This window comes from Paraburkholderia sp. BR14320, assembly GCF_040948665.1.
GTDB lineage: Bacteria > Pseudomonadota > Gammaproteobacteria > Burkholderiales > Burkholderiaceae > Paraburkholderia > Paraburkholderia youngii.
Map to the genome: position 1 here is coordinate 70,706 of NZ_JBFPKG010000035.1, position 11,693 is coordinate 82,398.

Here is an 11,693-nt window from a genome sequence, read left to right on the forward strand (position 1 = left end):
AAAGCTGCAATGCGCGCGGGACCGTCACCACGCGATCAGCGTCATCCCCGCTCCGAGCGCGCCGCCGCAGACCGCGCACGCCCACAACAGCCAACGCGTGCGCCGGTATTCGCGCGCGAGATCCGCGAGCAGTTGCGCGTTCTGCTGCGGCGTACCCGCGCGATCGTGCTGCTGCAGATAGCGCACCGCCAGTTGCGGCACGCGCGGCAGCATATGCGCGAGATGCGGCAGCTCGTGTGACAGCCGCTTGAGCCAGCCGCGATGATCGAGATCGCGTCGCGCGATATCGGCAAGCACGCCACGTGCGATGTTCCACGTATCGACGCCCGGATGCAGTGTTCGCGCGAGCATCTCCGCCTGCTGGAACGAGCGCTGCGCGGTCGCGAGCTGGCCCGACACCTGGCCGTCGAACGGTTGCACGCCGTGCAGCAGATGATGAAACAGCGAACCCGCCGAGCGATCCTCGGGCGCCGCCGCAAAGTGCGCTTCGGCGCGCGTGCGCAGTTCGGCTTCGAGCATCTCGGGGCGCGTGTCGTCCGGCACGTGGCCGGCCTCGCGATGCATGTCGGCGAGCCGCGCGTAGTCCTGGTCGAACAACGCGGTCGCGCCGTGCACGAAGAACTCGCGCTCGCCGCTCGACAGCGTCGCCATGATCGAGAACTCGGCGAGCACGAGGCGCCCGAGCGTGTCGGGCTCGATGCTGACGCGCACGCGGCGCGCATCGAGCGTCGCGTGGAAGAAGCCATGCTCGAATGCCTGCTCGGTGACCACCTCGACGATATGCGCGGCGAGCGGCGCCAGCTTAATGCCGTGCGCGTGCAGGCCGGGCAGGTCGCTCGCGGGCAGCGTATTGACGCGCTGCATCGTCAGCGTGTGATCGGTGCACAGCTCCCAGATCACGTCCGGCACGACGATGCGCTTGTCGCCGTCGAAATGGTGGCCGGTCTGGCTCAGGTTCGCGGCTTCGGCGCGCAGGTCGAAGCGGCGCAGGATGTCGTCGGTGAAGGTTTGCGCGAGCGCGCGCAACTTCATCCGGCGCGCGACGCGCGACAGCTTTTCGAGCCAGCGCGCGACCCAGCGCAATAGCGCGAGCTCATCGCCGATCTGTTGCAACTGTTGCGCGCGCACGAGCTTGACGGCGACCTCGTAGTGACCTTTGACCGGCACCGCGAGCCGCGCGAAATGGGTCTGCTCGGCGAAGCCGCTGCGCACCGGCACGAGGTCGACCGCGCTGAACAGCTCGCCGAGCGGCCGGTTGAACGCGCGCGTCAAGGCCAGCGCGGAGTCGTCCGGCGACAGCGGCGCTTCCATGTGATCGATGGCGTCCAGCGCGTCGTGCAGCGTGCCGCTCGCGAGCTCGGGGCGAGTGGCGAGCGTCTGCGCGAAGCGGCTCGCGAGCGGACCGAGCGCCGGCAGCAGGCCATGCAACTGCGCGCCGCTGCGCTCGGACGCATGCACGCGGCCGATCAGCTCGATCATCCAATGGAGCTTGTGGTCGGGCGGGGCGGCGAGCCAGATCAGGCGCGCGCCGTAACGTAGCGCATGGAACAGCAGCAGTAGACGGCGAAACAGTGGCGGCATCGGCGGTTCGGTTGACGGGCGAGGCGTTGTGCGTGGGACTCGGCCGGGCAGCGGCGTGGTGTTGGCCGCATGGCCGAAGAGTCCAGCCGTCAAGGTTAGCAGGTCGGCGCGGTGGCGGCGTGTTCGCGTGCAGGGGCGGCTCGTCGCAACCTGAGCGCGCGATGAGTGCGCCATCAGCGCAACCTGCGCGCCCGCACCAACAACGCACAGTACGCGTAATACAATACGGCGGCCTTCCTCAACCACGGCGCACAGATGCTCGCAGAACAACGTCATCAATACATCCTCGCGCAAGTCGCAAAGAACGGCGCGCTGTCGGTCGCTGAACTGGTGCGCGAACTGAACGTATCGCGCGAAACGATCCGTCGCGACCTCAACGCACTGGCCGGCCGCGGCCTGCTCGTGACGACCCACGGCGGCGCGTTGTCGAGCGATCGGCGCGAGCCTGATCTCGATACGCGCGAAGCGGAGAACGCAGGCGCCAAGCGTGCGATCGGCGAGCGCGCGGCCGAGTTCGTGCCGGACGGCGCGTCGCTGATCATCGATTCCGGCAGTACCACGCAGGCCGTCGCGCGGGCGCTGCTCGACCGGCATCGGTTGACGGTCTACACGAACGACTGGCGCATCGCGCTGCTGCTCGGCCGACGCAACGACAATCGTGTGACGCTGCTCGGCGGCGAGCTGTCCGATATCGAGGACGCGACCTTCGGACTCGACACGGTCCACCAGGTCACGCAGTACCACGCCGATTTCGCGTTCATCGGCGCGGGCGGGATTTCCCCGGACGGCTATCTGACCGACTACAGCCGCATGGCGGCCGAAGTGCGCAGCCGCATGATCGCCGCGGCCGACCTGGTGGTGGTGGTCGCCGATCATTCGAAGTTCGGACGCGTGACGCCGGTGCGCATCAACGGTATCGAGTCGGCGCGGTATCTGGTCACCGAACTGGCGCCCGAGCGCGCGCTGGCGAAGGCGATCACCGCGCATGGTCCGGAGATTCTGATCGCGTGAGACGGCTCCTCGCGCTGAACGCCATTCCTCACCCGCCAAAATCTAACTAAAAAAAGCCGCGGGATTCGCTCCAGAAATTGGAACGGCCGGGCACAATACGCGCCGTTGTCAGGAGCGCGTCCACCGCAGCCGAGGCAACCGCCGGGCCCGCGACGCGCACGGCCAGCGCGCCGTGCGAGCACCGCGTCCGCGAGCAGCCCCGCGCCTTCGCAATTTTGTCGATGCATCGTGCATACATCGTCATTTTCGCCATGTACGATCCACACGGGATCGGCGCGCGGGGTTTCATTTTGCGCGGCGCGACGAATTCCTTCGGTTGGCTTGAATTGGCAATTTGTGTCTTTTTTTGGAATTCGGCAAAATCGTCACGGCCCTGTCATCGAAACCTGTGATTCTTCCCGTGCCCGCTCAGGCGCGGCAGGCAGCGCGGGTGTCGGAGACGGGCTGTCAGTCAGGCTGGGCGAGAAGCGGCAAAGTTGTCGGCAATCTGCAATCCACGACAGACCGGCGCGGCAACCGCAGCGGGCAACGCCAGGCGGCGCGTGCCGCCGTTCAATCACTACAGGTATGGGGTTATCCCGACCGTCTGGTTTTTAGCCTTTCGGAGAGAGCGACATGAAAAAGACGAATTCCCTTCACGCCGCGGCCGGTCTCGCGCGCAAACTGCTGCCGGCGCTGGTCGCCGCCGCAGCGTTCGGCGGTGCCGCGATGCAGGCTCATGCGGCCGACGCCGTCGTGCTGTACACGGCCGACGGCCTCGAAAATCTATACAAGGATGTGCTGCCTGCCTTCGAAAAGAAGGAAGGCGTGAAGGTCAATATCGTCACGGCGGGTAGCGGCGAAGTCGTGAACCGCGCGACCATCGAGAAGGATCAGCCGAAGGCCGATGTGCTCGTGACGCTGCCGCCGTTCATCCAGCAGGCCGACCAGAGCGGTCTGCTGCAGGCGTACCAGAGTGCCAACTACAAGAACGTGCCGGCCATCGCGAAGGCGCCGAACGGCGCATGGGCCACCTTCGTGAACAACTACTTCTCGTTCGCGATCAACCCCGAAGTCACGAAAAACCAGCCGAAGACGTTCGCGGACCTGCTGCACCCGGACTTCACCGGCAAGGTCGCCTATTCCAATCCGGCGACCGCCGGCGACGGCATGGCGGTGATCATTCTGACCTCGTCGCTGATGGGCGAAGACAAGGCGTTCGACTATCTGAAGAAGCTCGAGCAGAGCGCCAAGTTCCACACCAAGGGCACGGGCTATCTCGACGTGCTGCTGTCGCGTAACGAGATCGCGGTCGCCAACGGCGATCTGCAGATGGATCTTGACGACGCGGCCAACGGCGGCCTGTCGCTGAAGCCGGTGTTCCTCGCCGCTACGCCCGGCGGCCAGCCGACCACGTTCCAGCTGCCGTACGCGATCGCGTTGATCAAGAACGGTCCGAACCAGGCCGAGGGCAAGAAGCTGATCGACTATCTGATGTCGACGGAAGTGCAGTCGAAGGTGCCGGACGTCTTCGGCATTCCGGCGCGCAGCGACGTGCCGCTCGCGGGCAAGAACGGCGAAACGGTCAAGCAGGCGATCAGCGGCGTCAAGCTGATTCCGGTCGACTGGAATCACGTGATGGCGAAGAAGGCCGACTGGACCGCGCGCTGGAAGAGCGACGTGATCGGTTCCTCGGGCAAAGAGACCGAAGTGGTCAAGCCGAAGTAAGTGACTCAGATAAGCAACGTCTGACGTTGTCGGTCCAGGCGGCGCTTCGCAGCTACTGCGCGGCGCCGCATCAGCATTAATTCTGTTGGAGGACGACCCCGGTGAATACGGCCAGTCTCGCTCACCCCGCCGCGCCAGGCGCTCCGCTGGATGCGCTCGACGCCGCGCGTTTGGACGCGCCGGGCGGCGTGCAGATCGATCACCTGACGGTGCGCTTCGGCGCGCGCACGGTGCTCGACGATCTGTCGTTGACCATCCAGCGCGGCGAGTTGCTCACCGTGCTCGGCCGCAGCGGCTGCGGCAAGACGACCTTGCTGCGCTTCATCGCGGGCTTCATCGAAGCCGACGGTCTGGCCGGCACGCTGACGGTGGCCGGCCGCGATCTGACGCACGTGCCGCCGCACAAGCGCAACCTCGGTCTGCTGTTCCAGAGCTACGCGCTGTTTCCGCATCTGACGGTATTCGAGAACGTCGCGTTCGGTTTGCGCGCACGGCGCATTCCGGCGCGCGACGTCGCACGCCGTGTCGCCGAGGCGCTGAAGCTCGTGCAGCTCGGCGATGCCGGTCACGTGATGCCGGCGCAACTGTCGGGCGGCATGCAGCAGCGCGTGGCGCTCGCCCGCGCGCTCGTGATCGAGCCCGACGTGCTGCTGCTCGACGAACCGTTGTCCGCGCTCGACGCCAATCTGCGCGCGTCCGTGCGTTCAGAACTGAAAGCGCTGCACGAGCGTCTGCCGAATCTGACGATCGTCTGCGTGACGCACGATCAGGACGATGCGCTCGTGCTGTCCGACCGTACGCTGCTGATGCGCGACGGCCATATCGCGCAGCTCGGCACCCCGCAGCAGCTGTACGACACGCCGGTCGACGGCTTCGTCGCGCGCTACCTCGGCGCGGCCAATCTGCTGCCGCCGCAGGTCGCGTTCGGCATGGACGACGCGCGCCACAACGAGCGCGAACGTGTCGCGTGTCTGCGTCCGGAGGCGCTGCGCATCGTGCCGCTCGGCGAGGGGCAACTGCACGGCGCGATCGCGTCGGTCGAGTGGTATGGCGCGGCCTTGTCGGTATCGGTCGTGCTCGATGCGCTGCCGAACGATCCCGTGCTCGTCACGATGCAGCGCGGCCTCGGCCTGACGCCGGAGAAGGGCGCGCGCGTTTCCCTGCGTTATGAGGCTGGCGATGTCGTCCTTATCAAGCCCTGATACGTCCAATCCGCTCGACCTCGCCGCGCAAGCGGAAGTCGAAGCCGCCGCCGCACGCCGTCTCGCGAGCGCCGCGGCGCATGCGGCCGCGGTGAAGCGGCGCGAGCGTCTCGCGCAATGGCATCTGCTGTTCATTGCGGTCGTGGTGCTCGGACCGCTCGTCATCTATCCGCTGGTGCGGCTCGTGATGCTGAGTCTGACCGGCACGCACGGCCTGTCGGGTCACGCGTACGTGACGTTCTTCGGCAACCCCGAAACGCGTGGCGTGATCGGCACCACGCTCGGCATCCTGTTCGCGAGCGCGAGCCTCGCGTCGCTGCTCGGCGTGGCGCTCGCGTCGCTGCTGTTCTTCAAGCCGTTTCCCGGCGCGCGCATGGTCACGCGCTTTCTCGAACTGTTCGTCGCGTTCCCTTCGTTTCTGGTCGCCTTCACGCTGATCTTTCTGTACGGCTCGCAGGGCTCGGTCAGCATCGGGCTGCAGCGGCTGTTCAATCTGCAGGCGCCGCCGCTCGACTTTCTGTTCGGCATCGGCGGCGTGATTCTCGCGGAAGTGGTGTTCTATACGCCGTTCGTCGTGCGTCCGACGCTGGCCTCGTTCGCGCTGCTTGACCAGCGGCTGATCGAAGCCGCGCGCAGCCTCGGCGCGAACGGCCTGATGGTCGCGTTCAAGGTGATCCTGCCGCTCGCGTGGCCGGGTATCGCAGCGGGCACGATCCTGTGTTTTCTGCTGACGTTGAACGAGTTCGGCATTCTGCTGGTGCTCGGCAGCGCCCATCTGATCACGCTGCCGGTCGCGATCTATAGCGCCGCTACCGTCGATCTCGATCTGCCGACCGCAGCCGCCGGCGCGGTCGTGATGCTGCTGATGTCGTTGTCGCTGTACGCGTTGTACCGGCGCGTCAATAGTCGCAAGGTGAAAGGAGCCGGTCATGGCCGTTGAACTCGATCCGACCGTGCTGCCGGTCATGCACAAGAAGGGCCGGCCGGTGCGGCACAGTCTCGTCGTGCGACTGTTCGGCGGTCTTTTTCTCGGCTTCGCCGCGCTGCTGTGCTTCTGGCTGTTCGTGCTGCCGGTGCTGGTCGTCGCGCTATCGAGCGTCGCGTCGCACTGGTCCGGCACGATCCTGCCCGACGGCTTCAGCATGCGCTGGTTCGAGCGCCTCGGTTCGAGCGACTTCGACGCGCTGACCACCAGCCTCGAAGTCGGCATGGGCGTCGCGGTGCTCGGCACGATCCTCGGTTTGTGGCTCGCGCTCGCCCTCGAAGGGCGCGACCGGCGCGGCCTCGGCGCCATCGTCGACACGATCGCGATGATGCCCAACGGCGTGCCGAGCGTGGTGCTGGGCCTCGCGGTGCTGATCGCTTATCACAAGCGGCCGCTCGATCTGTCGAGCTCGGCGGCGATCGTCGTGTTCGTGCAGCTCGCGCTGGTGCTGCCGTTCTGCTACCGGTGCGCGGCCGCCGCGCTGCGCCCGGAGCTGACCGTGCTGCGCGAAGCGGCCGCGAGCCTCGGAGCGCCGCCGTCGATGGTGCTGCGCCGTGTCGTGTTGCCGCAACTGGTGCCGGCGATCCGCGCGAGTCTCGCGCTCGGTTTTGCGCTGTCGCTCGGCGAACTCGGCGCGACGCTGACCGTGTATCCGCCGGGCTTCGCGACGGTGCCGATCGTTGTCGTCGGGCAGGTGGAGCGCGGCTATTACCTGCCGGCTTCGGCGCTGTCGCTGATTCTGCTGCTGGTCTCGCTGGTCGCGCTGCTGTTGATCGCGGCGCGCGCTCCGCGTCGGCGGATCGACTGACCTGGCTGACACGGCTGATTCGCGGGCGATTTGCTTGACCTGAAGCATGCACGCTGCCGGTGGGCATTCGATGTCGGTGTGGCAAAATTTGTCAGAGTGACCGAATATATGCAATCTGCTTCCGTCGATCCGATCGAGGTCGTGCGCCGCCATTCGCTGACGACGCTGGTGCGCGACGAGATCGAGCGGCATATCGTCGACGGCACGCTGGCGCCGGGCGACAAGCTCAACGAAGCCGATTGGGCGGCGCGCTTGCAGGTGTCGCGCGGGCCGGTGCGCGAGGCGTTTCGCGCGCTGGAGCAGGCGGGGCTCGTGCGTACCGAGAAAAATCGCGGCGTGTTCGTGCGGACGGTGTCGCTCGCGGAAGCGGACGAGATTTACGCGGTGCGCGCGGTGCTCGAAGAGGCGGCGTGCCGGATGCTCGCGGCGAGCATCGATGCGGGCAAGCTCGCGGTGCTACGCGATTGCGTCGATGCCATGCGCGCCGCGCTCGCATCGCACGATCACGATGGGTATGCGCGCGCGAACGTCGCGTTTCACGATGCGCTGGTCGTGGCGGCAGGTAACACGAAGCTGTACGACACTTATCGGAGGCTCGTCAGCGAGCTGAGCCTGTTTCGGCGAGCGGCGCTGGTCGTGCAAGGCGATGCGATGGCGCGCTCACTCGCCGAGCACCGCGCGATTCTGACCGCGCTCGCATCACGCGATGCCGAGCAGGCCGCGCAGTTGATGCGCGCGCATGTGCAGGGCGGCTTGCAGCGCGCCCATGCGGCGTGCGATGCGGCGCACGAACAGCGCCTCCCGGCAACCGCGGGCGCGGCCGGCTCGCGTGGGCGATGAGGCCTTGGCAATGACCACCCCTGGAATGGAAAACCACGCGATGACACACCCCGAGCAGCGCACGATCGAAGTCAACGGCCGGAGCTATCGGCTGCCTTCGCAACCGACGGTCGTCGTCTGTGTCGACGGCTGCGAGTTCGAGTATCTGGAAGCGTCGGTCGCGGCCGGTGTCGCGCCTTTCATCGGCTCGATGCTCGAAGGCGGTGCGGCGTTTCGCGGCGACTGCGTGATTCCGTCGTTCACGAACCCGAACAACCTGTCAATCGTGACCGGCGTGCTGCCGTCCGTGCATGGGATCTGCGGCAACTACTTCTGGGACACCAACGCGAACAACGGCGCGGGCGCGGCGGTGATGATGAACGACCCCGCCTACCTGCGCGCGCCCACGCTGCTCGCGGCCGCCGCCAACGCGGGCGCCGCGGTCGCCGTCGTCACCGCGAAGGACAAACTGCGCGGGCTGCTCGGCTCGCAGTTGAAGGGCATCTGTTTTTCGGCGGAGAAAGCCGACAAGGTGACGGTCGAGGAAAACGGCATCGACGACGTGCTCGATCTGGTCGGTCTGCCGTTGCCGGACGTGTATAGCGCGGGGTTGTCGGAATTCGTGTTCGCGGCCGGCGTGCGGCTCGCGCAAACGCGCAAGCTCGACCTGATGTATCTGTCGACCACCGACTATATCCAGCACAAATGGGCGCCCGGCACCGAAGGCGCGAACGCCTTCTACGCGATGATGGACGACTATCTCGCGAAGCTCGACGCGCTCGGCTGGGTGATCGGCCTCACCGCCGACCACGGCATGAACGCGAAGCACGATCCGCAAACCGGCGAGCCGAACGTGATCTATCTGCAGGACTTGCTCGACGACTGGCTCGGCGCATCGACGACGCGCGTGATTCTGCCGATCACCGATCCGTACGTCGTGCATCATGGCGCGCTGGGTTCGTTCGCGACCGTCTATCTGCCGCGCGAGCTGGATGCAGCATCCGTGATTGCGCGGATCGGCCGCCTGCCGGGAATCGAAGTCGTGCTCGACCGAAACGCAGCGTGCGTGCGCTTCGGGCTGCCCGAGGATCGTATCGGCGATCTGGTCGTGATCGGCACGAAGCATGTCGTGCTCGGCACGCGGCGCGACGAGCACGACCTGTCCGGGCTCACCGTGCCGCTGCGCTCGCATGGCGGGATTTCCGAGCAGGAAGTGCCGCTGCTGTTCAACCGGCGTGTTCAGCCAGCGGCCAGTGGCGGCGAAGGCAAGCGGCTGCGCAACTTCGATATCTTCGACGTTGCGCTCAATCGCTTGTCGACATCATGAACCCGGTGCTGCGGGACCATCCGGGGTTCCGCGCCGAAGCGCTGCGGCTGGGCGGCGAGCGCGCGACGCGCGCCCGCACGCTCGACGTATTCGATCCCTATACCGGCATGCGCGTCGGCACCGTGCCGCTCGCCAGCATCGACGACGTGCGCGCCGCGTTCGACTACGCGCTCGCGTATCGGCCGACGCTGTCGCGCTACGAGCGTTCGCAGATTCTGGAGCGCGCGGCGGTGCTGCTGCGCGAGCGCATCGAACAGGCGTCGGATCTGATCTCTCTGGAGTCGGGGCTGTCGAAGCAGGATTCGCGCTATGAGATCGGCCGCGTTGCCGACGTGTTCCGCTTTGCGTCATTCGAGGCGTTGCGCGACGACGGTCAGAGTTTCTCGTGCGATCTGACGCCGCATGGCGAAAGGCGTCGCGTGTTCTCGCAGCGCGAGCCGCTGGCGGGCGTGATCGTCGCGATCACGCCGTTCAATCATCCGATGAACCAGATCGCGCACAAGATCGCGCCGGCTATCGCGACGAATAACCGCGTGGTGGTGAAGCCGTCGGAGAAGGTGCCGCTGTCGGCGCTTTATCTGGCCGATCTGCTGTATGAGGCGGGGCTACCCGCGCCGATGCTGCAGGTGCTGACCGGCGATCCGCGCGAAATCGCCGACGAGTTCATTACGCACGCGTCGGTCGAACTCGTTACGTTTACCGGCGGTGTCGCGATCGGCAAATACATTGCGACGAAGGCCGGATATCGGCGCGTCGTGCTGGAGCTGGGCGGCAACGACCCGCTGATCGTGCTCGACGACGCGGATCTCGAGCGGGCGGCGACCCTTGCGGTGCAAGGGTCGTACAAGAACTCGGGGCAGCGCTGCACGGCGGTCAAGCGGATGCTCGTGCAACAGCGCGTCGCGGCGGAGTTCACGGAGCGGGTCGTCGAGAAGACGCGCGCGTGGACGTTCGGTGATCCGTTCGATGCGTCGAACCAGATGGGCACCGTGATCGACGCCGCCGCCGCACAACGGTTCGAGGCGCGCGTGAACGAGGCGGTGGCCGCGGGCGCGCGCCTGCGCATTGGCAACGAGCGCAGCGGCGCGCTGTATGCACCGACGGTGCTCGACAACGTCGATCCGTCGATGACGCTCGTGCGCGAGGAAACCTTCGGGCCGGTGTCGCCGATCATCGCGTTCGATACGCTCGACGACGCGATTCGCATCAGCAACGGGACGCCGTTCGGGCTGTCGTCGGGCGTGTGTACGAACCGGCAGGACGCGATCACGCGTTTCATTAACGAGCTGCGCGTGGGGACCGTCAACGTCTGGGAAGTGCCGGGCTACCGGATCGAGCTGACGCCATTCGGCGGTATCAAGGATTCCGGGCTTGGTTACAAGGAAGGCGTTCAGGAAGCGATGAAGAGCTTTACCAATCTGAAGACGTTTTCATTACCTTGGGAGTGACCCGTGGCATTGAGTCTCGACGATATCCGTGCGCTTTTCGAGCGGCACGGCAGCCTCGCATATAGCGGCGAACCGGTGACGCAGCTGGAGCACGCGTTGCAGAGCGGCGCGCTGGCCGAGGCGGAAGGCGCGAGCGACGAACTGGTCGCCGCGGCGTTTTTGCATGACCTCGGACATCTGCTGAACCTGCAAGGGGAGACGCCGACGGAACGGGGTGTCGACGATCTGCATCAGTATTTCGCCTTGCCGTTTTTGCGACCGGCGTTGTCAGATGCCGTGCTGGAGCCGATTCGTCTGCACGTCGACGCAAAGCGCTGCCTGTGCGCGATCGACGCCGCGTATTTCGGCCAGCTTTCCGCCGATTCGGTGCGCAGCTTGCAATTGCAGGGCGGGATCTTTAGCAGGGAAGAGGCGCAGGCATTTATGCAGAAGCCGTACGCGGAAGACGCGATGCGTTTGCGCCGATGGGACGATCGCGCGAAAGAGAGGGATCGCGCGACGCCGGGGATCGACCATTATTTGGCCGTCGTCGAACGGGCGATGCGCGCGCATGCGACTGCGTGAGGCGAGGTGTTTTTGGGGGCGCGGCAGGTTGCGGGTGGAGCGTGAAAATATCGCTTGCAAGTCGCATTGGCGGCGACTAGAATTCCGCTCTTTCGTGCTCCGGACACCGGAGCACGGGGAAGCGGGAAGCCTTTATGGCGAGGGCTTTAGCGGCGTGGGCAGGTTAAGCGAGTGATAAAAACCTGTTGACGATCTGGCGGAAGTTCTCCATAATCTCGTTTCTCTGCTGCAGACGCAGCGA

The 11,693-nt window shown here is 66.1% G+C and carries 10 protein-coding genes; 9 read left to right on the forward strand and 1 reads right to left on the reverse strand.

Annotated features, from left to right (window positions below; genetic code table 11):
• Window positions 1-24: 24 nt before the first annotated feature.
• Window positions 25-1,581, reverse strand: coding sequence for an ABC1 kinase family protein (locus AB3X89_RS27095; RefSeq protein WP_368586033.1), 1,557 nt, complete (start codon window positions 1,579-1,581; stop codon window positions 25-27).
• A gap of 255 nt (window positions 1,582-1,836) precedes the next feature.
• On the opposite strand from AB3X89_RS27095, the gene AB3X89_RS27100 reads away from it, so the two are divergent.
• The 9 genes from AB3X89_RS27100 to AB3X89_RS27140 all read left to right on the forward strand — a co-directional run bounded on the left by AB3X89_RS27100 (window position 1,837) and on the right by AB3X89_RS27140 (window position 11,452).
• The gene (locus AB3X89_RS27100) at window positions 1,837-2,592 is read left to right on the forward strand and encodes a DeoR/GlpR family DNA-binding transcription regulator (protein ID WP_368586034.1); all 756 of its coding nucleotides are present in this window, start codon (window positions 1,837-1,839) and stop codon (window positions 2,590-2,592) included.
• Window positions 2,593-3,207: 615 nt separating this feature from the next.
• Complete coding sequence (gene phnS / locus AB3X89_RS27105; RefSeq protein WP_368586035.1) at window positions 3,208-4,299, forward strand: 2-aminoethylphosphonate ABC transporter substrate-binding protein; 1,092 nt, start codon at window positions 3,208-3,210, stop codon at window positions 4,297-4,299.
• Window positions 4,300-4,400: 101 nt separating this feature from the next.
• Window positions 4,401-5,501 carry a 2-aminoethylphosphonate ABC transport system ATP-binding subunit PhnT gene (phnT, locus tag AB3X89_RS27110; RefSeq protein ID WP_368586036.1) on the forward strand — a complete coding sequence of 367 codons (1,101 nt, stop codon included), beginning with the start codon at window positions 4,401-4,403 and terminating at the stop codon, window positions 5,499-5,501.
• Window positions 5,479-6,441, forward strand: coding sequence for a 2-aminoethylphosphonate ABC transporter permease subunit (locus tag AB3X89_RS27115; protein WP_368586037.1), 963 nt, complete (start codon window positions 5,479-5,481; stop codon window positions 6,439-6,441). Before phnT ends, AB3X89_RS27115 begins: the two co-directional genes overlap by 23 nt.
• A complete protein-coding gene (gene phnV, locus AB3X89_RS27120; RefSeq protein ID WP_368586038.1) occupies window positions 6,431-7,294 on the forward strand; it encodes a 2-aminoethylphosphonate ABC transport system, membrane component PhnV in 864 nt (287 codons plus the stop codon). Before AB3X89_RS27115 ends, phnV begins: the two co-directional genes overlap by 11 nt.
• A 96-nt stretch (window positions 7,295-7,390) precedes the next feature.
• Window positions 7,391-8,134 (forward strand): phosphonate utilization associated transcriptional regulator, encoded by a 744-nt coding sequence (locus AB3X89_RS27125; protein WP_368586039.1) that lies wholly within the window; start codon window positions 7,391-7,393, stop codon window positions 8,132-8,134.
• A 25-nt stretch (window positions 8,135-8,159) separates the two neighbouring features.
• Window positions 8,160-9,440 carry a phosphonoacetate hydrolase gene (phnA, locus tag AB3X89_RS27130; RefSeq protein ID WP_368586043.1) on the forward strand — a complete coding sequence of 427 codons (1,281 nt, stop codon included), beginning with the start codon at window positions 8,160-8,162 and terminating at the stop codon, window positions 9,438-9,440.
• On the forward strand, window positions 9,437-10,888 hold the full coding sequence (gene phnY / locus AB3X89_RS27135; protein WP_368586040.1) for a phosphonoacetaldehyde dehydrogenase: 1,452 nt from the start codon (window positions 9,437-9,439) through the stop codon (window positions 10,886-10,888). The genes phnA and phnY overlap by 4 nt, the downstream gene beginning before the upstream one ends.
• 3 nt (window positions 10,889-10,891) lie before the next feature.
• Entirely contained in the window at window positions 10,892-11,452 is a 561-nt protein-coding gene (locus tag AB3X89_RS27140) for a phosphonate degradation HD-domain oxygenase (RefSeq protein WP_368586041.1), read from the forward strand.
• Window positions 11,453-11,693 lie beyond the last annotated feature (241 nt).